Consider the following 26,202-nt stretch of genomic DNA (forward strand, 5'->3'; position numbering starts at 1 on the left):
TATAAAACGCGTTCTCCTTTTTTATAAATACTTTAATTTCACTACCTAACTCACTCTACATACCCTAGTTCATTAACTACTTTGACCATGTCGTCATGAATGACTAAAGTTGCGTGGTTATCATAAGGTGTATGGTCTTTATTAATGATAACTAGGTTCTGTCCTTGAAATTTCGAAATAAGTCCTGCTGCTGGTTGAACTACGAGTGACGAACCTAGGACGACTAAAGTATCGGCTTCTTTTATTTTATCTAGTGCATTATAAATCGTATTTTGATTTAATAATTCTCCATAAAGTACAATATCAGGTCTAATAGGACTTCCACACACTTCACATTCGCGTAAATGATGCTTCATCACATAATATTTGAAATATGCCTTATGGCAGTCAATACAATAGAAATGATTTAACGTACCATGCAGTTCATCTACATTAAGACTCCCCGCATCAGAATGTAGACCGTCGATGTTTTGAGTGATAACCCCTAATGAACGTTTATCTTGTTCTAGTTGAGCAATCCATTGATGAACAAGGTTCGGCTGTTTATCAGCTAAAAGTAAACGTTTATGATAAAAATCAACAAATCTTACTGGGTCATCTTGAAGATAATCCGTACTTAATAAATATTCAGGCGCGTAGCCATCTTTTGAAATTTCATCAAATAGCCCACCCATAGAACGAAAATCTGGGACACCACTTGCGACAGACACACCTGCCCCTGTAAAAAACGTGATTTTATTAGAATCATTAATGATGTTCTTGAATTGTTCAATCCTGTCATTCATGCATTTCACTCCATTAAAAATTTAAAAATCATACTCCTAACCTTTAAATTAATTTTAAATTTTAAAAAGTAATTTAGCAAACAAAACATATACTTAAGCTGCTACATAGGACGGTAGATTATCTCTTGTTTAAGGGCATATTTACGCTCCTTTTGAAATTATATTATTATTTTATTGAATTTAATATTTAAAACTTATACTAATTAATTCCAAAAGTATGCTATATTTCTAATAATTATATGCATAAATTTTAATAACTAAAGGCGGTTTGGGGCTTTGAAGAAACAGAAACTAAAGTTAAGCACATTGATTATTATTGTAGTATGTATTGTAGTGTTATTTTCACTACTTATTACGAGTGTATTGATTAGTAAGACAATTAAAGAAACTATACATCAAACAACTGAAGAGAAGGCTGAAGTAATTGGTAAGACCGTTGCTCAGTCTGAGATTGTTCAATCTACTTTGAAAAAAGGTGACAATGATAACAGCATACAAACGTATGTGTCTGAAATACAACAATCAACGGATGTGAGTTTTATTGTTGTGATGGATATGAAAGGGATACGAAAATCGCACCCCAATGAAAAACTCATTGGTAAGCATTTTAAAGGTGGCGATGAAACGAATGCACTGCACGGTAAAGAAAGTGCTTCGATTTCTAAAGGGACACTCGGTGAATCATTAAGGTCATTTACACCTGTTTATGCTGATGGTAAACAAGTTGGAGTAGTTGCCGTTGGTGTGCCAATGAAAAGTGTTTCTGAAGCACTTGCAGATGGCAATAAGCAGATTATCATTGGGTCAATTGTTGGACTGATTGTCGGTGCCATTGGTGCATATTTACTGTCTAGATATATTAAGAAAATTTTACTGGGTTTAGAACCATCGAATATCGCTAAGATACTTGGAGAGAGGAACACGATGTTGCAATCTGTTCATGAAGGTATCGTTGCTGTTGATAAAGAAGGTAAGATTAATTTAGTGAATAAATCAGCGAGGGATATATTTAATAAGGCAAATTTAAAAGGCAATCCGATTGGCATGAAGATTGATGATTATATGGAGTCGACACAACTACCAAAAGTACTCGAGTTAGGTAAACCAGAATTGGACAAGGAACAAAATATTAATGGAGTGAAGATTTTGGTTAATAGAGTGCCGCTGGTTGTAAATAATGAAATTGTTGGTGCAATTTCAACATTTAGAGATAAGACAGAGGTGAACAAACTTTCGGAACAGTTAGTAGGCGTAAAGACATATGCTGATACATTACGTGCGCAGTCACACGAGTTTAGCAATAGGTTGCACGTGATTTCTGGTCTGCTGCAAATGGAACATTATGATGATTTAAAACAGTATATACATGAGATTGTTGAATTGGGTAGCGAAGAAAATGGTAGTATTACGTCGAAGATTAAAGATCCTGTGTTAGCTGGATTCTTAATTGGCAAATTAAGTTTGGCGAGAGAACAAAATATTAAATTGTCTATTATCAGCCATACAAAGATTCCTGAACCAAAACACTCATATATTACTCATGAAATGATTACGATTATAGGTAATTTAATAGATAATAGTATAGATTCTTTAAGCGCATCTGCTGTTAGTGAGAAAACAATTGATGTACATTTGAAATATATAAATAACGCATTAATTATAGATGTTGTAGATTCAGGCTTAGGTCTAAAAGATGAATTAGCACATCAGATTTTTGAAAAGGGCTACTCTTCTAAAGGTGAGGATAGAGGCTATGGGCTACACCTTGTTCAACAAAGCGTAGAGAAACTTAACGGCGAAATAAAAGTAGCTTCTAATGTAGAAGGCAATGTGACATTTTCAGTCATTATAAGTTATTCAGAAAAGGGGGGGACTATAAATGTTAAATATCTTAATTGTTGAAGATGATCCAATGGTTGCACAAATAAATCAACAATTTATTAAAAAAATAGATGACCAAACTTCAGTTGATATTGCCTCAAATGTTAAAGAAGCTATAAAACATATAGAAAATAAAGAAATTGATTTACTATTGTTGGATATATACATGCCTGAGGAAAATGGATTAACATTTCTTAAATATGTAAGAGAGCAAGGTTATAAAATAGACGCAATTCTCATCACAGCAGCTACGGATATCGAGGAGATTCAAACTGCATTTCGTTACGGCGCTGTAGATTATTTAATTAAGCCCTTCGACTTTGAGCGTTTTCAACAATCATTGTTGAGGTATAAAAAAGGGCTCACATTCTTTAATAAAACGAGTAGTATTAATCAAACGGATATTGATGCTGATTTTCTCAACAAGGAAATTGTTGATCGTGATTCAGAGCTCAAATTACCAAAAGGTGTGACGGAAGCAACGTTACAAGTGATTATTGATAAAATGAAATACTTTGAAGAAAATGAATTCTCTACAGATGACATCTCAAAGCGCGTTAATATTTCGAGAGTTTCTGTAAGAAAATATTTAAAGTTTTTAACGGATATAGAGGTTTTAGAGGAATCTTTAAATTATGGTATAGGGCGTCCCATTAATTTCTATAAGATTAAAAAGGATAATCTTCAGTATTTAAAGGGTTATATAGAATTATAGTGAAATGTTACCGAATCGAAGGGGTGAAATTCCTTTTGATTCGGTTTTTTTAATTACAAAAAGATAATTAAAATTTCATAAACTATAAATTTATATTGTCTATGAATAGAATAGATTTATACGTAACAAGGGGGTTAATAATGAATACGAAAGCAAATTTGAAAGCGCTTACTAATGATGGGATGCCAATAGAGAGCAGCTTTAAAAGTTTAGGAAAAAGGCTGATTAATATTAAAGTAGGTGTGTTGCCATTACCACTTTACTTAACACTAGCTGCAATTATATTAGCTGCATCCGTATATAATACATTACCTGCAGACATGATTGGTGGATTCGCAGTAATCATGATTTTGGGTATCTTGCTAGGAGATCTTGGTCAAAAATTGCCGATTTTAAAAGATATCGGTGGACCTGCTATTTTAGCATTACTTGTACCATCTGTTTTAGTGTTTTTAGATGTTATTAACACATCTTCAATGGAAGCGGTTACAAGTTTGATGAAGACATCGAACTTTTTATATTTCTATATTTCTTGTTTAGTTGTTGGAAGTATTTTAGGTATGAATAGTAAAGTGTTAATTCAAGGATTCACACGTATGTTTGTGCCTTTACTAGTGGGAACTATTCTAGCAGTATCTGCTGGTTTATTAGTCGGCTTATTATTTGGTTATGATATTAAGCATACATTGTTTTATATTGTTGTACCTATTATTGGAGGAGGTATTGGTGAAGGTATTCTCCCATTATCCATTGCATACTCATCTATATTAGGAGGAAGTGCTGAATCGTTCGTTTCTCAAATGATTCCAGCAGCAGTAATTGGTAATATATTTGCGGTTGTCACTGCGGGAGTCATGATGCGCGTAGGTGAAAAACATACAAAGCTTTCAGGAAACGGAAAATTAATTAAATCTGAAAACATAAATGAAACAAATGATGATAAAGAAGAGAAAGAAAAAGTCATTGATTTCTCACTTATGGGAGCAGGTTTACTCATTGCTTGTAGTTTCTTTATTGTCGGTACACTTGGTCAAAAATTCATAGGTATACCGGGGCCAGTTATTATGATTCTATTTGCAACAATTATTAAATGTTTGAAAGTAATGCCACACAAAATGGAAGATGGTGCACATAATTTATATAAATTTGTATCTACAAGTTTAACTTGGCCATTAATGGTAGGTCTTGGAATGTTGTACATACCTTTAGAAGATGTCGTTAAGATTGTTACACCAGCTTATGTTGTCATATGTGCATCAGTCGTATTAACCATGATTGTTTCTGGTTATTTTGTAGGTAAATTGATGAAAATGTATCCAGTAGATGCCGCTATCGTGACGGGATGTCATAGTGGTCTAGGCGGTACAGGAGATGTAGCTATATTGTCAGCATCTAAACGTATGGCACTTATGCCATTTGCACAAGTTGCTACCAGAATAGGCGGCGTATCAACAGTAATCATGGCCACGTTTTTGTTAAAAATATTAAGTTAAATCATAATACTATATAAGGGGTAATAAATATGTCAGTAAGAAATGAAACTACATATTCTATCAGTTTACACCATGAACGTTCAGGAAAAATAGAGATTACGAGTAAAGTAGAGGTTAATGATGAACAGGATTTGAGTGTCGTATACACGCCTGGTGTATCTGAAGTATGTAAGGCGATTACAGAAGATGAATCAAAAGTAAATTCGTTAACAGCGCGAGGTAATATGATTGCTGTAGTTACGGATGGTACGGCTGTACTTGGACTAGGTGATATTGGACCCAAAGCGGCTATACCAGTTATGGAAGGGAAAAGTATTTTATTTAAAAAACTGGCAAATGTAGATGCATTTCCGATTTCATTAAATACAAAAGATACTGAAGAAATTATATCTATTATAAAAGCGTTAGAGCCTAATTTTTCTGGAATTAATCTAGAAGATATATCCGCACCACGTTGTTTTGAAATTGAGAAGAGATTAATTGAAGAACTTGATATTTCAGTATTTCATGATGATCAGCATGGAACGGCAATCGTTGTGCTTGCAGCATTAATCAATGCACTTAAATTTGTTCAAAAAGAGGACTATTCTTCAAAAATAATTATTAATGGTGCAGGCTCAGCAGGTATTGCGATTGCTAAGTTGTTATTAGAAGCGGGATATAATAATATTACGCTGGTCAGTCTAGAAGGTGTCTTAAATAAATCAGAAACATGGATGAACGGCGCTCAACAAGATATTGCAACATATACAAATCCTGAAAGATCTACAGGCACATTGGATGATGTCATTCAAAATGTAGATGTATTTATTGGTGTATCAGGTCCCAAAGCGTTAACAAAAGATCATGTACAGTCAATGAATGATAACCCAGTTGTTTTTGCATTAGCCAATCCTACCCCAGAAATATACCCAGAAGAAGCAATAGAAGCTGGAGCTACAATCATTGGAACAGGACGTTCAGACTACCCTAACCAAATCAATAATTTATTAGCGTTTCCTGGAATATTTAGAGGCGTATTAGACGCACAATCAAGTGACATTACTACAGAAATGAAAATAACAGCAGCTAAAGCAATTGCTGGCTCAATAAGAGAAGATCAGTTGGCAGCGGATTTCATCATTCCGAATGCGCTAGATAAAAACGTCACTCACCAAGTCGCCGAAGCGGTTAAGCATAGTGCGAAAAATGAAGGGAAAATATTAGTTTAGAATGAAAAAGAAACAATTGACAGATTCATCATGCTACACAAAATAGAAATTGAGTAACCTGAAGCAGATGAATTCTAAATAAGTATTGAAAAAGCTGACAACATTATTTTCGTTGTCAGTTTTTTTTAATTTTATAAGTTACGTTTAAGATTGAAAAATTAATCAATAGGTCATTATTATAATATTGACTTTACTTATAATTCACGTTACATTATAAAACGTAATTATTACGATTTATAAAAGGGAGTTATGTCTAATGAGTAAAATTCCAGTAACTGTTTTAAGTGGCTATTTAGGTTCAGGGAAGACTACGTTGCTCAATCACATTTTAAAAAATCGAGAGGGACGTAAAATAGCAGTTATTGTAAATGATATGAGTGAAGTTAATATTGATAAAGATTTGGTTGCAGAAGGCGGCGGCTTATCGAGAACAGATGAAAAACTCGTTGAATTATCAAATGGCTGTATCTGTTGTACTTTGAGAGATGATTTATTAAAAGAAGTGGAACGTCTCGTGCACAAAGGAAATATAGATTATATTGTCATTGAATCTACAGGTATTTCAGAACCTGTACCCGTTGCCCAAACATTTTCATACATAGATGACGAACTCGACATTGATTTAACGTCGATATGTCAGTTAGACACAATGGTGACAGTTGTAGACGCGAATCGATTTACTAATGATATTAACTCAGAAGATTTATTGGTCGATCGAGACCAAGGTGCTGATGTTACGGATGAACGCACAATTGCAGATCTACTAATCGACCAAGTTGAATTCTGTGATGTCCTGGTATTGAATAAAACAGATTTAGTTACTGACAAGGAATTACAGAAACTTGAAAATGTACTGAGACAGTTACAACCTGAAGCAAAATTAATTAAAACTGTGAATGCAGAGGTAGAATTAAACGAAATTTTAAATACGGGACGCTTTGATTTTGAAAAAGCGAGTGATTCTGCAGGATGGATTAAAGAATTAACTGAAGGTGGCCATGCGACACATACCCCAGAAACTGAAGAATATGGTATTAGTTCTTTTGTTTATTCCAGAAGATTACCGTTTCACGCGAAACGTTATAACACATGGTTGGAAAATATGTCAGATAACATCGTGCGTTCCAAAGGTATCGTGTGGCTCGCGCAATATAATGAAGTCGCTTGTTTATTATCACAAGCTGGGTCATCTTGTAACATTAGTCCAGTGACTTACTGGGTAGCTGCGATGCCATTAGAACAACAAAGACAGATTTTGCACGAAAGAACAGATGTAGCAGAAACGTGGGATATTGAATATGGTGACCGAAATACACAATTTGTCATTATCGGAACGGATTTAGATACTGAAAAAATTGAACGTGAACTCGATGCATGTTTATTAAATCGTTATGAAATAGAGCAAGATTGGGGCAGTTTAGCAGACCCTTATCAATGGGAGATAAGTAAGCAACAATAAACCAAAAGAGGAAGCATTTGATTATAATGCTTCCTCTTTTAGTATTTAATTATTTTTGTGATAGGTGAATACTATTTATTTCTTTTTTGGTCTTTGTTTTCTACCAATCAATAGTAAGCAAGCGCCTAAAATTAATGACACCCATAGTGGTAGTTGGCTTTGACTTTGACCTGTGTTTGGTAATTGTTGTGCTTCAGTTGAATGACTATGATCATTTGACGCGTTTTGTTTATCGAGATTAACGTCCTCTTTATCAAGTATAGTGTTTGTTGTACTTGTTTTATTAATGCTTGTATTATATTTAGTACCATTTTGGTTATGCGTTTCTGTAGCTAGATGATGTTTAGGTTGTTCTGATTGTGAAACTGATTTTTGATTTTTCATCGTATTATTATATTGGGTATCGACGGGTGCTGTAGAAAAATCAGCTGATTGAACTGTCGAGTTGTTATTTAACTGAGACGAGTCATTTCGAACATTTGATGGAGTTTCAGAAATTAACGCGTCAGGGTTCTCAATTGCTGAATTTTGACCGACAAGAGGGTCTTCCGAATGATGTTCAATTTCAGGTTTTTCGTCATTCGAATCAATAGTATCATTATCTTCACCATCGTTGACAGGTGGGTTGTCATTTTTAGTGTTGTCTTGGTCATTAGGATGAGCTTGTTCACTTCCACCAATCTCATCTAACTCAAATGTAGATGTAGTGCCTGACAATTCAAAAGATACGATTAACATTGGTTTACCTGTCGGGCTGTCTTCTGCAGATACAAAAGTAATACCCTCAGGTGAGACGTCTTTATTTTGTTCATCATAAAGGTATTGCGTGAATTCAGGAGCGGTAGGGTTCGTAATATTATATATCATCACGCCTCCTACACGTTCTAAGCCAACGAAGGCGTATGTTTGATTGCCGATAGTACCAACTTCTATAGACTCGACTTCAGGACCTTTATCGTCACTTCTACCATCTACTTCTAGTTCATTAAAGTCTTCATAATTAGCATTAAAGCGTTCTGGCAAAATATCTTTGATACGCTGTTCAATATCATTGCCACTGTCGTAAACCATAGATAGGTCAGAACCTTTTAATATTGAAAATGAACGACCACTGAACGTTACGAGCACATTATATTTTCCATTTTCATCTCTAAATTTGTGAGAAGTTGTCACTTTTAATCTGCCCAATTGATCATCATCAAATAACCCATTAGCCACAAGTGCATCTAATTCTTCTTGCGTATAACCTTCATAGTATTTAGCGTCTAATTCAATATCATCTTTAATATCTTTGACACGGACTTCCTCTGAATAGCCTTCATAATCTTGTGAATCACCTTCATTGGCAATTAATAAATATGTTTCTCCATTATATTCGTATGAATCAATACCATCTGGTTGTAACATACCGAGTACTGGTACTGGGCGTAATTCTTTTTTACCATCTTTGTCTGAAGGGTCAATGGCATTTTCAGGTAAGGAATGATCTTTATAGGGTAATCCTTGGACTTGTACGAATTCACCATTTTCAATATCTAGTTTAGCAATAGCATTTGATTCTTGAATTGTCACATAAGCATATTTCCCGCTGTCATCTGTCACGATATACTCGGGCTCTAAATTTAGATAAGCTTCTGATTTATTAGGACCTAATTCACGAATAGATTCGTTCATATGCTCTTGTGTTAGTGGGGTAGTGCGAACGTGTGAGTTGTTTAATTCGGCTGGTACACCTGATGTGTCGATAATTGACACAGAACCTTCTGGGTTCACTTTGTAATCGTCAGAGGGTTCGCCTTCATTGGCCACAAGTAAACGCGTACCATCTTTAGTGAAAGTTACCATGTCGGGTAGACTGCCTACCGTCAAATCATTTAAGTATTTTCCTGTATCACTATAGAAGACAACGTGACCGGGTTTTGTTTTATCTTTGGCTGGTGCAGAAAGAGCAATATAATTACCATTAGGATGAACAGCTACACTTGTAAGATCCCCTGCTTCAATACCAGCATCTTATAGATAAATTCGATTTACGAGCTGAATTTCTTTGTTTTTAGTGTTTTTAATATCTAAAATGTCTAATGCTTCTTTATCACCATTTATCGAATAGGCATAACCATTTTTAGGGTTATATTTTACAATTTCTGTACCACCTTTATCAAAGCCGGCACCGCTATCATAACGGCCTGTGTGATTAATATTGAGTGATGTTGAATCTTTAGAAGCATTACGTGTATTTCTAATTGTTGGATTTTGTGCAGATGCCATTTGTAAGACTGCTTTTGGCTGTTTGTCTTGTTCCTGAGTATCATGTTGAATGGCTTTTAAAAGTGTTGCTCGTTCTTCATTGGTTAAAGTTTCTAATTTTTTAGTAGATGTGCTGTTGGATGAAATGGCATCACTGTTTTCATTATTATTGTTCAATGGTTCTGAAGCGAATTGCGATTCCGTTGATGCGTCTTCTATTTTATGCGTTGGTTTTATACTATCCTCTGTTTTGTTGACCGATTTGTTTGCTGGGTCATGTTGTTTCTGTGTTGTTGAGGTTGCATTATCTGCTGAAGTATTTGAATTTTTTGTGGATTTGTCTGGTTCATTTGGAGTGTTTGAATTATCTGTTGGTGCCTCTGATTCATTTAATGGTGTCTTTGAATGCTCTGTTGATGTCTTTGAATTCTTTGTTTGGTCTATAGATTGTTTGGATTCGTCGTTCTTTTGAACTTGTTCTTGTTTAGCTTCACTAGATGAAGATTTTGGTGATTGATCATATTTTGAGTTTTCAACATTTGAATCTTTTTTCTTATCTTTTTCTTTAAGAAGCTCATGTTGTTGAGATTTTTGTGTATTCTGCTCTGCAAATTCATCTTTATTCGTATCATGTTCTGTTATTGATTCTTCTGATTCTTTAGCGTTGTTATCAATAGTTTGTTCCTCAGAAGCATCACTTTCAGTCGGCTGTTCAGGTTTTTGTGTGTCTGAAGAATTATTTAATGAACTTTGTGTGTTTGGTGACTGATTTTCATTTTTTATGTCTTGTTTGTTGGTGTCAGTTGTTTCTTCTTTAGGTTCTTCTGTAGTTCCTTCATTTTGATTATGTATATTTGCTGCTTGATTGTTGTTCAAATTATGATTATCAGTAGGTGTTGATTTAGGTGATTCTAATGTATGGTTCTGACTACTAGTTTGATCTTGAGCAGTTGTAGTTTCAGAACCATTTTTAACGTGACTATGTTCATCGGCGGAAGCTTGATTACTCATCCCAAGTAATAGACATGTCCCAATAGTAACTGAAGCAGTTCCCATCATACCTTTTCTAATAGAATAAATTGTGTTTCTTTTCGTATTGTTAAACATAAAATCCCCCTAGATAGATAAATACGTACTTATTAAGTATCTCACTAGTATGTTTGTGTATTATTTTTTTTAAATAAAGAATTAGTAAATATGCTTTACCAAAAAATAAATAAAACTATTAATACATAGCGTTACCTATATGAATCAAGCAATTTAGAAAATACTTAATTCAATTATATTTGGGAATAGAGTAATCATATATATATTTTGATGTTGCTACGTTTCTTTTGGGTTTTATTGCGAGAGATAGTTTTACTATAAAACAATAAATATTGTACACAGTTAATTTAATAATTTATACTGGGTAAATATTAGAAAGAGCGTCTAAAGTATTTTAATAAAGCATCACTGAAGGAGGTATACTATTGAAACAAGCTACAGAATTTACGCAGCTATTAAGATCATTAGATGGACAGAAGTATGGTGCATATAAACGGCTGAAGGGTATGTATCAATTTAAGCAGTTTCGTCTTGCGATTGATCATGCACAAGTGGATCCGTATGCGCCGCCTTCAAAAATGAGAATTATCATGAATCGTAAAACGGCAAATATTCCAGACAATCTGCTAGATTCCAAAAATAAAATTGTGTCAGTATCTGATTTTCTAGCTCGAGCGTTTAAAGAAGGTATAGAATCGTTGAAACATAACGATAAACACGCAAAAGGTGCTAGAAATATTTCTATCGATCGTTGTGGTCAAGAGATATTAGAGCGGACTGCTGTTGTGATCAATAAACAGGACATTGAAGTGAGACTAGAAATTAGTCTGCCAGCAGCAGGTCGAAAAATTTTAGGAAAAGTCGCAACAAATATATTAATCGACACGTTACCAGAAATTGTAGAGCACGTATTACTTTATAAAAATATTGATCAAGCTGCATTAAAGACACAAGTTACGTTAATGTTGGACCAAGCATTTATTCGTGAAGAACTTGAGCGCAGACAACTTGTATCATTTGTCGCAAATGGTTCCATATTGCCACGTAAAAGTGGCGTTTCTGATAAACAATTATCCGGTGCTGTAGCGTTTAATAGTCCGGAAAATGTAGAAGTTGAATTGTCTTTACCGAGTGGGAAAACCATCACTGGTATGGGTGTTCCGCAAGGGATTACTTTAATTGTTGGCGGAGGTTTCCATGGTAAGTCAACGATACTTGAAGCATTAGAACGTGGTGTTTATAATCATATTCCTAGTGACGGTAGAGAATACGTTATTACGTGTCATGATGCTATGAAAATACGTGCAGAAGATGGCCGTAATATAGAAAAAGTGAACATCAGTCCTTTTATAAATAATTTACCGGGAAATAAAAATACTCAACAATTCTCGACTGAAAATGCGAGTGGTAGTACGTCGCAAGCAACGAACGTGATGGAAGCATTAGAGGCAAACACATCATTATTACTAATTGATGAGGACACATCTGCAACAAACTTCATGATTCGAGATAGCCGTATGCAACAACTGATTGCGCCTGAGAAAGAACCTATCACACCATTTGCGAGTAAGGTAACATCACTTTATAAAGATTATGATGTTTCTACAATTTTAATTGTGGGTGGCTCGGACGATTATTTTGAGGCGGCAGACCAAGTGTTGATGATGGATGAGTATGTATTGAAAGATGTTACAGCACAAGCTAAATCCATTGCGACGTCAAACGATAGTAATAAAAACACGAATATAGATAAAAAATTCGGAGACATTCCTAAACGCATCCCGTTAAAGTCTAGTTTTTCTAAAAAAGGCAAAGAAAATCGTTTTAAAGTTAAAGGACTGTATTCGATTTTATATGGTAAGGAACTTATTGATATTTCAGGTTTGGAACAATTGGTAGATAATAGCCAAACACAATGTTTGGCGGACATGATTGATTATTACCAGAAGCATCTATTAAATGAGCAGGATACTTTAACTCAAGCAGCTGACAAGCTTTATGATTTTATAGAGCACAATGGTTTAGACGCACTTACTCCATTTAATGGACACCCAGGAAATTTAGCTTTGCCAAGAAAGCAGGAATTCTGTGCAACGCTTAATCGTTATCGTGGGTTAAAAGTGAAAGATTCGTAAGAAGACGAAAAGATATCATTAATTTGACGATACAGTGCTAATCCAAAAGATATAATTCGATTTAGTATAAAAAATAAAAGTCATGTTTCCTATATTTTATAGGAAACATGACTTTATTTATTCTTAATTATTTGTTTTAAGTTATTAAGAAATTGCTTTCTTTCTGGTATGTCTAGAATCGTGTGGACATGATATAAATTGAAACCTGGTAAGAAGTCATGAGCTATATTTTTTGAAATAAGCATATTAGAGAATTTAAGCGCATCCGGGTATAACGCTTCTTTTGTACCTATTGAAACTGTAATATGGCCTAATCCTTCTAAATCTCCAAACATTGGTGAAAGTCTCCAATCGGTTAACGGAGTATCCCCAGCCCAAAGATTGATAATATATTTACTTCCTGCTGTAGCTAACATTGGGTCTTTCTTTTCATAGACATAAGCTTCAGGGTTAGATAATGTGGCATCAAGAATGGGTGAGATTAATATGATATGACTAGGTTGGGTTAAGCCTAGTTTTTTAATATATTGAGCAAATGATAATGAAATCTGTCCGCCCGCTGAGTCTCCCATAATTATAAGTTGGTGCGTATTATCATTATTTAATATCATCTTTTTGTAAATTTCTTCAAGTAAATTAAGTGTTTCTTGGTATGTGGCATGTGGTGTTTTAGGATAAATTGGCATAATTACTTTAGCATCTAATTCTGTTGCAAGTGTATCTACAAACTCAAAATGCGTTTTGAAAGGGTCTTTAAACCAAGCGCCACCATGTACATATAAAATCACTTTTTGCTGTGGGTTCGGCTGTGCATTGACTATATAAATTTTTGAGTTTTGAACAGTTTTGATGTGAACACTATTCGTAAATTTATAATCTGTACCTTTAAATTCTCCAGCAGTTTTATGTTTGGTTTTGTTAACTGCATTTTTAGCATTCGCTTCACTTAAATAAGGTTCTTTCATTTTCATTTTTCTAATGACAAGCTCATAAAGAAAGCTTTTAAAGCTACGTTTTTCTTTGAATCTCACATAAGAATATAAAGTTAACGTACTGACACTAAAGAATAAAATTATCTTTTTTAGCAACAAGCATACCTCCATATTAATTTAAATAATCGTAAATTTTCTTTGGACGTCCTAAATAAAGATTTGCAATAATATGTTGTCCATCTACTATCTTGCGCACTGGAAAATCAGCGAGTGGTGCCATGACATGTTCAAATAATTGTAGTCTGACTGGTGAACGATAGGCTTCTTGTATTTGGAAATCTGTAATTTGACTACGTGTTAATTCACTCTTTTCGAGTTCTCCATTATAATCACGCATTTGTTTTAACATAAACTGAGGTTGAGCAATGATATTTTTAGCTTCTTCCTCATCCATAGGGAAGTGTTTGTAACCCATCGTTGTTTGAGCTACACGCAAAGAACCATAATCTAAAGTTCCTACAAGCACATCATTATCTATATATAAATTTGGTTGCCCTGATTTTTTCGGAAAAGCTGCAATTTCACGTCCAGATGTAATTGCGGCTTGATTGTTAACATACATACTTAAATAAAATTCACCTTGTTCTCCATTATACTCTACCGGTATAACTTGACCTGCTTCCATGTAAGAACCTAAGCCTGTGCTATCAGGCATGTTTATAATTTCAAATTTAATTAAATTACTTGTAACTTCCAAAGGTTCTGGAACGACACGTTTTAATACTTCTATATCCGTTTCATACATTACATTGACGTATTCTCTATTTTTAAAAAATGGGTTAGTTGGGGAGAATGCAGGTGCATTAATGGGTGTTGTGACTATATTTTTTAAATCTTCTTTTTTCATAATAAGTATCCTCCTATAATTATGCCAATACTTTAAACAATTGTAATGAATGTTCAAATTTCGGAAGTTCACTTGAACTTGAAGCTTTTGAAATAATTTCTACAATTTTTTGATTACAAGGAGTAGATATATTGTGCTTTTCTCCTACCTCAACTACAAGGCCATTAATATAATTGATTTCAGTTTGTCTTTGTTTTCTTAAATCCTGTAACATACTGGCTTCTAGTTTTCTGCTAGGTTGGATCATTTTATTTAGTTTCTCTGCATTTTTATGGTTTTCAAATTCAGTTAAATCGTGTCCACTTATAGTAGCAAATTCTATATGATTGGCATGACCTACTTTGATACATTCATCAACTACGTGCCTCGCTATTTCAAAGGCATCTGGATTGTCTAAAATATCTCCGTATGTGCAATTTAATGCTGCTGATAGACCGCTGAAAGTACTGTTGATGAGTAATTTAGACCACTTTGTTCCTAACAAGTTATCAGAAAGATGGACATTACCAATACAATCCAATAGACTTTTTAACGTTTTAACTCTAGATGTGATTTCACCATTTAATTCACCAATTTGAAGTGCATAATTTTTAAACGCATTATAATCTGTTGTTAATTCTGAGACGCCAGGTGCTTTGAAAGTAGCACCAAATTCTACTGATCCTGCAACAATGTTCTCTCTTGGAATATATTGTTGAATAACTTCTTCGGGTACTCCATTTTGTAGAGATAACAGTATGCCGTCATTTTTCAAAATATTTTTGATGACTGGCAATACATCTTTATTATAAGTTTGTTTTGTTAATAATAAAATCAAATCATACTGCTGATTAATTTCATTAGGTTTTAGCGCGTTAACCGAAATATGAAAATTGTATGTTCCTTCTATCGTAGCGCCTTGACTGTTTAAAGTATTAACATGTTCATCATAGGTATCAATGAGATCGACGTTTTCGTTTGTTGAAGATAAGTACGCCCCCATAATTGTTCCTAATGATCCGGCTCCGTAAATTGCTATATTCATTAAAAATCACCTCAATTACTACTATAAATCCCTTTATTCATATACACTAATATATAATATTGATAAATATATAAGCCAAAAATTATAGATTGAAGGTGAGTACTTGGAATTATTACATCTGAAGTATTTTAAACGTGTAGCAGAAAATTTAAATTATACTAAAACTGCAAATGAGTTAAATGTGAGTCAACCAGCATTAAGTATGATGATAAAAAATTAGAGCAAGAATTAAACGTTGAGTTATTCTATAAAAAAGGGAGAAATGTATTTTTAACTGATAATGGAAGTATATTGTTGAAGTCAGCAAATAATATCTTTAACGAGCTCAACAAAGCCGAAGAATTAATATACAGAAATGAGCAAACCAAAAATAAAACTATTAGTTTTGCATCTTCTCATAGTCGTTTGATCTCGTATATATTTGATGAGTATATAAAGCACAATCCACAATATATGTATAATTGCGAAATTGACACTATGGGGGCGATTATTCAGAAAATAATTAACTATGATATCCAATTCGCTTTAAGCTCAATTCCAATAAACCACCCTAGGATTGAATGTCAGCCTATTATTGATGAAGATATTGTTATTACGTATCCTAAACAATTTGATAATAGTCCAAACTTTGATTTTATTTATAACAATGACATTATCAAAAATTTTGTATTTCCTGCTCATAACCAAGATTATAATAATCTAACAAAAAGTAAGTTAATAACAATGAATTTGAATATCCATCATTCAACTTATGTTGATGATGCCTTTATCACATCGATAGTAAAACAACGACAAAATTTTGCCTTTGTCCCAGTTAGCATGTGTAGAAAATTGGAGTTGCCTTATATTCCTCATTCAGATTTGATAAGTCATACTTCAATATATCTATCTTCATTAAAGAACGAGAAATTAAATGAGGTAAACTTAGATATGTTTAAATTTATTGAAAGCTATTTGAAAAAGAATAAAGCATTTTATGTAATCAATCGTAATTCATGACTTTAATAATATTAATTTGAAAACTGATTAAAATAAGAACAACCCTCTTAACGTTTTGTATATAAACGCGTTAAGAGGGTTATTGACTATCAATATTTATTATAGAAGTCCTGATGATACATAGTAGATAAATATGATTAAATTTAAAATAAATAACACGATTGCTGGCATTGCCTTCTTAATAGGATCGTTTCCTAAAAATACAAGAGATAACGCGCCTACTAACATTGTCGCGCCGAGTAATATGCTAGCTAAGAAAGCGAACATGCCATAGAAAATGCCGATAAGCATTGCTAAACCACCAAGCAATTCAAATGTACCAGTGATTTGATTGAAAATGGGTGGATAACCAAGTCGCGAAAAATCAGCTTTCATGGCTCCGGATAATATTTTAGAACCTGTCATTATGAAAAATATGCCTAAAATAATTTGTAATATAATAATTATAATTTCCATCTAAAGCGCCTCGTTTCATTTATTCTTTGTCACGAGATATTAAGCCAGAAAGAATGAATGGAATCACACGATTGATATAGGTTTCAGCAGGGATATCGCTATAACTTTGACACCATTTTTCAGAAGCTCGATATATACTTGCACTTAGCATCGTTGCAGCTAAGTGTCGTGTATCGTCATCCTCGAAATTCACCTCTAGCAACAATTTATAAAGTACTCTTTCAACGTGTTCTTGTATAATGTTGCCGATTGTTTCAGGATAACTCCTATGACATCTTCTATTTAACGATAATTGAAACTCTGCGATTGTTTTAAAAATATTAGAAATAGTAGCCTCATCTAATTGACGTTGTTCATAATTTGCGTAGTTCAAATTAATCAATAATTCTTCGGCAAGTACTTTATCTAGTAAATCGTAAATATCACTAAAGTGATAATAGAACGTAGCTCTATTAATAAGTGCTTCTTCTGTAATATCTTTTACTGTTATATTTTTAAAATCTTTTTCATCTGAAAGCTTAATAAATGCTTGCATAATTGACTTTCTGGTTTTAATAACTCGTAAGTCTGATTTTGATTTTAGCATTCGACTCCCTCATTTTCTCCCAACACTTTGTCATTAGTGTTGAATATCCAACATTAATATATCTTTGTTGGTACTTATTGTCGCTATTAATACTTATTATAAAGCTATATTAGTTATATTTAAACTTTGGAGGTTATCTCAATGGAAAAAAACATGGTATGTGATATGTATTCTGGTATATGTAAACCAAGTGAGGAAAATGAAATTGAAACGATAAATTTTGATGTGAGCGCACCGAATTTAACTTTGTATTATGTAACAGATCCTATGTGTTCACACTGCTGGGCATTTGAACCAACTCTAAATAAATTACTTGTACAATATGGTCATTTATTTAATTTCCAAATGGTTATGGGGGGATTATTAGAAGAATGGGGAGACGGCCCGATAGATCCAGCGAATGGTATCTACAAGCCTGCAGATGTTACCCCACACTGGCAAGAAGTAGGGAATTATTCACGCATGCCTATTGATGGCACAATAATGGAAATAGATCCTGTTCAATCTTCATTTCCTGCATCTAGACTCTATAAAGCAATTCAACATGTAGATTCACCTGCGGCTGCAATTAAATTTACTAGATTAGTTAGAGAAGCTGTTTTTGTTTTTAATAAAAATATTTCAGATAAAGCAGTGCTTAAGCATATTGTTGAAGATTTATATAAAGGTGACAATACTATAGATGTTGACTCAATTTTAAACATCGCAGACAGCGACATAGGACAAAATCTACTTGCGGAAGATTTTAATTTAGTGAGTCAATTGGGCGTACGTGGATTCCCAACAATAGTAATCGTTAACAATGATAACCAAGGAACAAAAATTGTAGGGGCTCGCTCATTAGAAACTTATATATATGCACTAGAAAAATTAGATACTTCTACAACTATAGAGCCAAATCCATTGCCAAAATTCTCATTATATTTAAATGAACAATCAAGTTTATTTTCCAAAGAAATTGAAGTAATGTACGATATCGAAGAAAAGAATGTTCCAAATTTCATAGAGAAAGACTTGGACAAATCGAAATACACTATCTCGAACATACTTGGAGAAAACTATTACGAAGCAAAATAAATTAAGCTATTATTTGTGAATTATAAAATTTAAAAAGATGAAAACACTTTGAAAATTAGTGTTTTCATCTTTTTTATTTCCCGAGAAATAATTAAATAACAGAACAGACCCTTTTTAAATTTAATAATAAAGAATGCTAGTTACATCGTTGTTACATTAAATATTTAGATGCTATAAACAGTAAATTATCTTTATATCGCCTGGTGTTTTATCATGTAATCAGCAGAGGATTTTTTTAATTGTGTGATGCTCATATACGTTTTAAATATAAAAGTATAGGCATGATATTAAATTAGAAAATCATCAATATTCAATAAGGTTTATAAAGGAGTACTAAATAAATGACAAAACATATACCATTAAGTGTCCTCGAACTTGTAGGCATTTCAGAAAATCGAACAGTCAAAGAAGCGCTTGAAGCATCTATGGATAATGCAGAGCTTGTAGATCATCTTGGGTTCAAGAGACTTTGGTTTGCTGAGCATCATAATACAAAAAATCTTGCATCCAGTGCTACATCACAACTGATTGCGATGGCAGCAGCACGAACAAAAAATATTCGTGTCGGCTCGGGCGGGATTATGTTGCCAAACCATTCACCATTGCAGTTAGCTGAAAATTTCGGCACGACTGCACAACTTTATCCTGGGAGAATTGACCTTGGACTTGGAAGAGCGCCTGGCACTGATCAAAAGACATCACAATTGATTACACGTTCTGATAGTGATGCACAGACTTTTGCAAATTCTATTTTTGACCTTATGGGCTGGTTTAGCGACGAAGGTCTCGGTAACAGTGTTCCTGTGACTTCCACAGTAGGAACAGGTACGAATATACCAATTTGGGTATTGGGCTCAAGTATAAATGGTGCATCTATTGCTGGACAGCTTGGCCTGCCGTATTCTATTGCGACACATTTTGCACCTGATGACTATAAACAAAAAATTGACATGTACCGTTCAACATTCAAGACGGATGCGCCAACTTCTCAGATTGATGAACCGTATGTCATGGCGGGGATTAATGTCGTTGTAGCACCAACAGATGAAGAAGCAGAAAAAATTTGGACAACGACGATTCAAATGATGAGAGATATGCATACTGGTCAGCAACGTAAGCTACAACCACCTGTAGATCCCGAAGAATTAGGGTCAGAAGAACAAAGAAAAATGATGGAATCAATGTTCAGTATCAAAGCGGTGGGTTCACCTGAAACAGTTCGTAATAAATTAGAAGCATTCACTGAAGAGACTGGAGCGGATGAACTTATCATTGCGACTTATGCGTATGACCCAGAAAAAAGAAAGCAATCCATGGAACTACTCGCAGACCTGTGGTTCTAAAGCAGTGATGCTCAAGGAAGTTATTTTCATGGTTAATCAAAGTAAAAAACAAAAATCGTCTGATTAGATTTAAGATAATGAGAACTGCATGTCGTTTATGATATGCAGTTCTTTTATATATAAATAAAAAGTGAATAAAAATTATTTTAAAATTGAAATTAAGGATTTAATACATCTTTTTTAAAAGCTATTTGCTATATGCATCTTTAGTTTCGTATACTATTACTATCAAACTAAAGGGGAAATTATATGAACAATTCACAAAATCAAGTTATTCAAAGTTATAAAGAATTTTGGACGCGTTTTTTGGACATTAATGGCAGATCTACTCGCCCTGACTTTTGGCATCCTTTTTGGATTAACTTCGTAATATCTTCGCTTTTAGGAATAGTGTCAGCAGGTTTACTAAGCAGTGTATTCGCAATTGCAATTATTATTCCTTCATTTACCGTTATGGCCAGACGTTTACATGATACAAATCGTACGATGGTTCTTGCAATAGTTTCTCATATCAGCGGTTTTATAGCGATGGTGGCAACTATTGTATTTATTGTCGGTGTTTTAGCAGTTGCAAGCTCCGGTAGTGGTGGCATGATTGGTGCTTCATTATTAGCTGGTGCATTTGGTGCCGTTGTTGCTGGAGTAATAGCACTATATACTTTATATGTATTAGTTATCACTGGTAATAAAGAACCTAATAATTATGGCTCAGGGGGAAGCTGTGAAATTAACCCTCAGGCTCATACTCATTAGTTAAATAAATTCATTAAAGACTGTAGATAAAGGCTCAAAAGAGTTTTTACCTACAGTTTTATTTTGTGTTTTCTTTAAAGTAATGGTTCGATTTTTAAAATACTATCTCCAAAAATTAAATAAATGTTATAGTTTAAGAAACTATAATAGCGAATGCGATTAAATATTCAAATGGTGATGTGAACATCTATTTAAAAGTAGAAGATGCTAAAGTTATCGTCATCATGGAAAATAATGCACCGAATTTAACTCAAGAAAATGTAGAACAAATATTTAATCGTTTTTATATGGCAGATCGTTCTCGTATAGGATATGGAAGCGGATTGGGCTTATCAATTGCACAAAGTTATATGAAGAAAATGGATGGTACAATATACGCAAAATTAGAGAATGAAAAAATATCCATTATATGTGAATGGGATAAACGAAGCGAGTAAAAACTATAAAACTGCTTATATATCATTTCATTGGTTGTAAGTTATACGCTATAAGTATTGGAGAAGGTTGCCTATGAATAATTTTAAAAAGATATTTACAAGTAGCACGAAAACGGCAAATAAGAAAGTAATCACCGTATATGTGATTTTGCGCTTAATTGTTATGTTCAGCCTTATTAATGAATTGATATTTATCCAAAGATGGGATGTGATTTTCACCCTTGTTTTGACGCTTGTACTCTTTACTATTCCACAATTAACTGAACGATTATTAAAAATTGAAATTCCTAATTTACTTGAATTTATAATTATACTGTTTATTTTTAGTTCTACGATTTTAGGTGAACTTGGAGATTTTTACAGTTATTTTAGACTATGGGACACAATGCTTCATTCAATTAATGGCTTTTTAGCTGCAGGTATCGGATTTTCACTAGTATTTTTACTTAATAAAAATGTACGAGGAATCAATTTAAATCCACTGTTTCTGGCAATCGTTACATTTTGTTTTTCTATGACAATCGGTGTGATGTGGGAGTTCTTTGAATATACTGTTGATCAGGGTATGGGTATGGACATGCAAAAAGATCGAGTAGTTCAAAAAGTGAATAGTGCAGCTTTGGCAAATGAGCACAATACTGTGCATCACATTGATAATATTGAGAAAACAATTATAGAGAGTAAAGACGAGTCGGGAAATCATGTAGAAAATGTGGTTGATGGTGGCTATCTTGATGTCGGCATACATGACACAATGAAAGATTTATTTGTGAACTTGCTGGGTGCAGCTACATTTAGTGTGCTAAGTTATTCATACGCGAAATACGACCGGAAAAAATATAAATTTGTGAAGAATTTTATTCTAAAAAGAGAAAAACCATAATTGTTCACTGTCGATATTATGAAGTTAACGACACCTGAAATTAAGCTCAAATAGTTAAACCTGAGGTCCTTTTTGTTCAATATAATCAATTTTATAATTTAACTATTTGAGTTTTTATCTACAGAGCTCCTTTTTGGTATTGAGTTTTAAGTAAAATAAGTAATATAGTTAATAAAATGAATGAGGGTAACCAAACAAAATCCAAATTCAACATGCCTAGATAAATACAAACAGAAAGAATGGGTAGGCCGAGTGCATTTCCCAGGGAATAAACACTTTTTACAGTGTGACTTGCGTATTCTGTCACGATTATTTTTCTGAATATGATTCTTGCACCACCAAAAGATATACCAAAGCATAGCATTAATAGCAGTTTTATTATTATTGTATCCTCGTAGTAATACCACAGAACAGATATTGATATACTTATAATTAAAAAGATATTCATCCATTTATAGGACATATACTTACTAAGTAAAATACCGATAAGTGCCATACCAAGGCCTAAAGCACTATCTAATAATGCTACTTCGTGTATCTCTCGATTTTTATATGCTGTAAATGTAGGTAACATAAAATTGATAGTTCCTAATATTGGCCACATAAGCATACCAATTAGGTAATGAACTATTTTTACAGTTTCCTTTGAAGTATGTGCAGTTTCACAGGTAACATCATGTGTAATCAATTTTACTTTTTTAATGCCTAAGTGAAGTAAGAAGTAGACTATCCCGTATATTAAAAAAATCCAAAATAAAGCAATGAATTTCATAATTACTGCAATAAACAAAGGGCCTATCATTAAAGCGACTTGATTGACTGTCATTGAAAGAGAAATATATTTATTAATAAATTCTTCATTTTTATTCTCAACTAATTCAGAAAACCACAATTCTAAACTTGTTTCTAATAGGAAAAATACAATCCATAAAGCAAAATTCAAAAGTATTAATAAAAGCGTGTTTTGGTAAAGCATAGTGATAGCGATAACTATAAAAAATATTCCTAAAAAAGATAACTTTGTAAGGTTACTGCCTGAATAATTTTTGAAAAATAAATTGATTAAAAATGGAGTGAATATTGCAGGAACGAATGAGAGAATAGTTGAAATCGCTAAATCACTTGTAGATTCAGGACTGGCTAATTCCCAGTTAATCGCTAGAATTAATCCACCACAGATAAATCTATATAAAGCCGTAATGATTAAGTAATTATTCATTATAATCATCACTACTATCAAAAATTTTATTTGCTAAATCATTAGCTTTATTTATATGTTTATATATTTTAGTAGTTGGTAGATCGGGCCAGCTAAATTGTACTAAACCATCACGACTGCTCCAATTTTCAGGATCACTTATGATATCACCGATATTTTTTAATAAACTGATACGCTTAATTTCGGTATCTTTTGATATATCTGGGAAATTGATATTTGTTATTTTTCCTTTTTGTGCCTTCATGAAAGCTATTGCTGATGTGCTGTTTGGTCTGAATGTGAATGGAGGTTTGAGTTTGTTGTTTATATACATTGAAATATGTAGTTGGTAGGGGTTAATGCTGTAAGAAGATTCAACTAAATCCATAATAGCATCTCCGCCTGGTCTAGCTGCGGCTTCAATGACGTATAGATTGTTGTCTTTGATTTTTATTTCTATGTGAGCTACCCCACGATTAATTCCTAAAGATTTACATGATTGTATTGCTAGTTTTTTAATATTTTCATCTTTATATCTGTGGCTAGGAACTAAGTGGCCCATTTCAGTAAACCAAGGTCTTGGAGATAAATATTTTTCTGTGACAGTGATTACTTCATAGAAGTTTTCACCACATAAGACTTCTACAGACACTTCCTCGTGGCTATCGATAAATGCTTCAATAAGAAACGTATTTTTAGAAACTTTGAAAGAATCAGCATAAGCAGCCATAACTTTTTGAGATTTCATGTAAGCTTCCTTACATTCTGCTTCATTATGAGCTAAGTAAACACCGCCACTACCACCAAAATCTACAGGTTTTATAATAACGGGAAATTCAAATGTTTGTATCAATTCTTTCAATTGTTCAATAGTTTCAAAAAGTTTCGATTTTGGAGTAGGGATATCAGCTTTTTCAAATACGTTCTTCATTAGATGTTTATTTCTACAAGCTTCTACGACTTCATCATCAAGGTAAGGCAACCCGTAGTCTTTGTTTAACTTATTAGCTACTTTAAGTGTCCAATCATTTAAAGGAACTATAGATTTAGGTTCATAACCTTGTGCTTTATAATAGTCTATTTCATTTTTTATATCCTCATAACTTAAGGGGTCTGCATCAATACAAAAATCAAAATAAGCATTGTATTTATATTTCGAACCTTTTATTGCTGTCCATATCTGAAAATCTCCTATTGATTTTCCACCGGCATATGATCGTTCTCTAAGGAATTGATCAGCTCCTAATAACAGTAAATATTCTTCCATATTAGCCTCCTTAATTTTTATGCATATTTTATTACATAAAAATAATACCATATTAATGTAAATTTAAACAATTGGTAAAATGATTATTTTGTTATAGTATTGTGATTTATTTTATATAGTGTTACTTTGTCTTGATTAGAAGTTTGGAAAAACTTAGTGAGCTGATTGATTAAGAAGTATCATGATCTAAGTTAGCGTACAGATTTGAGGTTAATATATTAAAGGATTTTAAAGTTATAGTTTGGGGATGAAATCAAATTTCATATTTTTGATTTCATCCCCAGTTTTTTTTATTAAAATAAAGTTTTATTCTTCTTGCAGTTCATTGTATCCAAAGTCAATTTCAAAACCTAAATCTTGAATCATTTTATAGTCTAGTTGATTTGGCTGTCCTCCAGTAATTAAATAGTCTCCTACAAATATTGAATTTGCAGCCTTCAAAGCTAAAGGTTGTAGTGAACGTAAATTAACCTCTCTACCTCCAGCAATTCTAATTTCTTTAGATGGATTAACCAGTCTAAATAAAGCAATTAGTCTTAAACATTTCATGGGAGTTAATTCATCCATTTCTCCGAACTTTGTGCCTTGAATAGGATGTAAAAAATTAATAGGAATACTATCGGCATCAATTTCTTTTAAGGCGAATGCCATATCAATAATATCTTGATTTGATTCTCCCATACCACAAATGACACCAGAACATGGTGAAATATTGTTTGCTTTCATAATTTCTAAAGTATTGGTTCTATCCTTATAAGTATGTGTAGTTACAACTGTTTCATGGTAGTTTTCGCTTGTATTTATATTATGATTATATCTATCGACACCAGCTGCCTTGAGTTTTTTAGCTTGCTCATCATTGGTTAATCCAAGACATGCACATACTTTCAACTGTGGGTGATTTGATTTTATTTCTTCTACAGTTCTACTTATATGGTCAATTTCTTTATTACTTGGACCTCTGCCGCTCATAACAATACAATAAGTGCCTATATTGTTTTCATGCGCTACTTTGGCACCACTAACGATTTGTTCTTCTGGCACTAAACTATAGCGCTGCTTTTGTTTCATATCCCTAGATTGACCGCAATAACCACAATCTTCAGGACAGATACCACTTTTTGCATTTAAAATCATGTTTAATTTAACTTTTTTGCCGTAATAGTGTTTTCTTAATATGTAAGCCTCGTTTAATAAATCTAATGTGTCTACGTTAGAATCTTCATATACTTTTAGCAACGTATCTTTAGTTAATATTTTCCCTTGTAAAATGTTTTCAGCTAATTTCATATTAATTCTCCTCATTTAATTAGGCTTTAATAGTTTCTCCTTTTTATAATAAGGCTATTTCTATGTAAATGTAAACT

At 33.1% G+C, this 26,202-nt stretch carries 24 protein-coding genes; 13 read left to right on the forward strand and 11 right to left on the reverse strand.

The genetic code is table 11. The features are described 5' to 3' along the window. Positions 1-50 precede the first annotated feature (50 nt). A complete protein-coding gene (locus SOJ_RS01450; protein ID WP_002506281.1) occupies positions 51-785 on the reverse strand; it encodes an NAD-dependent protein deacylase in 735 nt (244 codons plus the stop codon). Positions 786-1,061: 276 nt separating this feature from the next. Here SOJ_RS01450 and dcuS point away from each other — a divergent pair, with 276 nt between their 5' ends. The 5 genes from dcuS (at position 1,062) to SOJ_RS01475 (ending at position 7,544) form a co-directional block, all read left to right on the forward strand. Further along, the gene (gene dcuS, locus SOJ_RS01455) at positions 1,062-2,687 is read left to right on the forward strand and encodes a DcuS/MalK family sensor histidine kinase (protein WP_002506282.1); all 1,626 of its coding nucleotides are present in this window, start codon (positions 1,062-1,064) and stop codon (positions 2,685-2,687) included. Continuing rightward, complete coding sequence (locus SOJ_RS01460; RefSeq protein WP_002506283.1) at positions 2,665-3,381, forward strand: response regulator; 717 nt, start codon at positions 2,665-2,667, stop codon at positions 3,379-3,381. Before dcuS ends, SOJ_RS01460 begins: the two co-directional genes overlap by 23 nt. Before the next feature lie 140 nt (positions 3,382-3,521). Continuing rightward, positions 3,522-4,874, forward strand: coding sequence for a 2-hydroxycarboxylate transporter family protein (locus SOJ_RS01465; RefSeq protein ID WP_002506284.1), 1,353 nt, complete (start codon positions 3,522-3,524; stop codon positions 4,872-4,874). Positions 4,875-4,903: 29 nt separating this feature from the next. Beyond that, the gene (locus SOJ_RS01470; protein ID WP_002506285.1) at positions 4,904-6,085 is read left to right on the forward strand and encodes an NAD(P)-dependent malic enzyme; all 1,182 of its coding nucleotides are present in this window, start codon (positions 4,904-4,906) and stop codon (positions 6,083-6,085) included. A gap of 256 nt (positions 6,086-6,341) precedes the next feature. Beyond that, on the forward strand, positions 6,342-7,544 hold the full coding sequence (locus SOJ_RS01475) for a GTP-binding protein (protein WP_002506286.1): 1,203 nt from the start codon (positions 6,342-6,344) through the stop codon (positions 7,542-7,544). A 75-nt stretch (positions 7,545-7,619) separates the two neighbouring features. On the opposite strand, the gene SOJ_RS14650 is transcribed toward SOJ_RS01475, so the two are convergent. Together SOJ_RS14650 and SOJ_RS14655 are read right to left on the reverse strand one after the other, a co-directional pair. Continuing rightward, complete coding sequence (locus SOJ_RS14650) at positions 7,620-9,548, reverse strand: choice-of-anchor I family protein (protein WP_261677020.1); 1,929 nt, start codon at positions 9,546-9,548, stop codon at positions 7,620-7,622. A gap of 9 nt (positions 9,549-9,557) precedes the next feature. Then, positions 9,558-10,898: a YSIRK-type signal peptide-containing protein gene (locus SOJ_RS14655; RefSeq protein WP_002506288.1), complete on the reverse strand. Its 1,341-nt coding sequence runs from the start codon at positions 10,896-10,898 to the stop codon at positions 9,558-9,560. Between the two features lie 365 nt (positions 10,899-11,263). On the opposite strand from SOJ_RS14655, the gene SOJ_RS01485 reads away from it, so the two are divergent. Then, complete coding sequence (locus SOJ_RS01485) at positions 11,264-12,973, forward strand: ABC-ATPase domain-containing protein (RefSeq protein WP_002506289.1); 1,710 nt, start codon at positions 11,264-11,266, stop codon at positions 12,971-12,973. A gap of 113 nt (positions 12,974-13,086) precedes the next feature. On the opposite strand, the gene SOJ_RS01490 is transcribed toward SOJ_RS01485, so the two are convergent. From SOJ_RS01490 to SOJ_RS01500, 3 genes are read right to left on the reverse strand one after another with little or no spacing between them, the layout of a single operon-like run. Further along, entirely contained in the window at positions 13,087-14,061 is a 975-nt protein-coding gene (locus tag SOJ_RS01490; protein ID WP_002506290.1) for an alpha/beta hydrolase fold domain-containing protein, read from the reverse strand. A gap of 16 nt (positions 14,062-14,077) precedes the next feature. Beyond that, positions 14,078-14,812 carry an acetoacetate decarboxylase gene (locus tag SOJ_RS01495; protein ID WP_002506291.1) on the reverse strand — a complete coding sequence of 245 codons (735 nt, stop codon included), beginning with the start codon at positions 14,810-14,812 and terminating at the stop codon, positions 14,078-14,080. Positions 14,813-14,831: 19 nt separating this feature from the next. Then, positions 14,832-15,836, reverse strand: coding sequence for a ketopantoate reductase family protein (locus tag SOJ_RS01500; protein WP_002506292.1), 1,005 nt, complete (start codon positions 15,834-15,836; stop codon positions 14,832-14,834). 103 nt (positions 15,837-15,939) lie between these two features. Between SOJ_RS01500 and SOJ_RS14660 the strand changes: the two genes are divergently transcribed. Both SOJ_RS14660 and SOJ_RS01505 read left to right on the forward strand, forming a co-directional pair. Next, positions 15,940-16,056, forward strand: a complete 117-nt coding sequence (locus SOJ_RS14660) for a LysR family transcriptional regulator (RefSeq protein WP_002506293.1) — start codon at positions 15,940-15,942, stop codon at positions 16,054-16,056. Positions 16,057-16,130: 74 nt separating this feature from the next. After that, on the forward strand, positions 16,131-16,835 hold the full coding sequence (locus SOJ_RS01505) for a LysR family transcriptional regulator (RefSeq protein ID WP_238536955.1): 705 nt from the start codon (positions 16,131-16,133) through the stop codon (positions 16,833-16,835). A 99-nt stretch (positions 16,836-16,934) separates the two neighbouring features. On the opposite strand, the gene SOJ_RS01510 is transcribed toward SOJ_RS01505, so the two are convergent. Together SOJ_RS01510 and SOJ_RS01515 are read right to left on the reverse strand one after the other, a co-directional pair. Then, positions 16,935-17,291: a DoxX family protein gene (locus SOJ_RS01510; RefSeq protein ID WP_002506295.1), complete on the reverse strand. Its 357-nt coding sequence runs from the start codon at positions 17,289-17,291 to the stop codon at positions 16,935-16,937. 19 nt (positions 17,292-17,310) lie between these two features. After that, on the reverse strand, positions 17,311-17,877 hold the full coding sequence (locus tag SOJ_RS01515; protein ID WP_002506296.1) for a TetR/AcrR family transcriptional regulator: 567 nt from the start codon (positions 17,875-17,877) through the stop codon (positions 17,311-17,313). A 141-nt stretch (positions 17,878-18,018) separates the two neighbouring features. Between SOJ_RS01515 and SOJ_RS01520 the strand changes: the two genes are divergently transcribed. The 5 genes from SOJ_RS01520 (at position 18,019) to SOJ_RS01540 (ending at position 22,370) form a co-directional block, all read left to right on the forward strand. Further along, positions 18,019-18,954 (forward strand): DsbA family protein, encoded by a 936-nt coding sequence (locus SOJ_RS01520; RefSeq protein ID WP_002506297.1) that lies wholly within the window; start codon positions 18,019-18,021, stop codon positions 18,952-18,954. A 341-nt stretch (positions 18,955-19,295) separates the two neighbouring features. Continuing rightward, positions 19,296-20,297 carry an LLM class flavin-dependent oxidoreductase gene (locus SOJ_RS01525; protein ID WP_002506298.1) on the forward strand — a complete coding sequence of 334 codons (1,002 nt, stop codon included), beginning with the start codon at positions 19,296-19,298 and terminating at the stop codon, positions 20,295-20,297. A gap of 249 nt (positions 20,298-20,546) precedes the next feature. Further along, on the forward strand, positions 20,547-21,050 hold the full coding sequence (locus tag SOJ_RS01530) for a DUF805 domain-containing protein (protein ID WP_002506299.1): 504 nt from the start codon (positions 20,547-20,549) through the stop codon (positions 21,048-21,050). Between the two features lie 146 nt (positions 21,051-21,196). Further along, a complete protein-coding gene (locus SOJ_RS01535) occupies positions 21,197-21,487 on the forward strand; it encodes a sensor histidine kinase (RefSeq protein WP_256092435.1) in 291 nt (96 codons plus the stop codon). Positions 21,488-21,560: 73 nt separating this feature from the next. After that, a complete protein-coding gene (locus SOJ_RS01540; RefSeq protein WP_002506301.1) occupies positions 21,561-22,370 on the forward strand; it encodes a hypothetical protein in 810 nt (269 codons plus the stop codon). A 118-nt stretch (positions 22,371-22,488) separates the two neighbouring features. Here the strand turns inward: SOJ_RS01540 and SOJ_RS01545 are convergent, their stop codons facing one another. The 3 genes from SOJ_RS01545 to bioB all read right to left on the reverse strand — a co-directional run bounded on the left by SOJ_RS01545 (position 22,489) and on the right by bioB (position 26,125). After that, positions 22,489-23,589 carry a hypothetical protein gene (locus SOJ_RS01545; RefSeq protein ID WP_002506302.1) on the reverse strand — a complete coding sequence of 367 codons (1,101 nt, stop codon included), beginning with the start codon at positions 23,587-23,589 and terminating at the stop codon, positions 22,489-22,491. Further along, a complete protein-coding gene (locus SOJ_RS01550) occupies positions 23,582-24,835 on the reverse strand; it encodes an ATP-grasp domain-containing protein (protein WP_002506303.1) in 1,254 nt (417 codons plus the stop codon). The genes SOJ_RS01545 and SOJ_RS01550 overlap by 8 nt, the downstream gene beginning before the upstream one ends. Positions 24,836-25,141: 306 nt before the next feature. Further along, positions 25,142-26,125, reverse strand: coding sequence for a biotin synthase BioB (bioB, locus tag SOJ_RS01555; RefSeq protein WP_002506304.1), 984 nt, complete (start codon positions 26,123-26,125; stop codon positions 25,142-25,144). Positions 26,126-26,202 lie beyond the last annotated feature (77 nt).

Source organism: Staphylococcus sp. OJ82 (genome assembly GCF_000294465.1).
In the GTDB taxonomy this organism is placed as follows: Bacteria; Bacillota; Bacilli; order Staphylococcales; family Staphylococcaceae; genus Staphylococcus; species Staphylococcus equorum.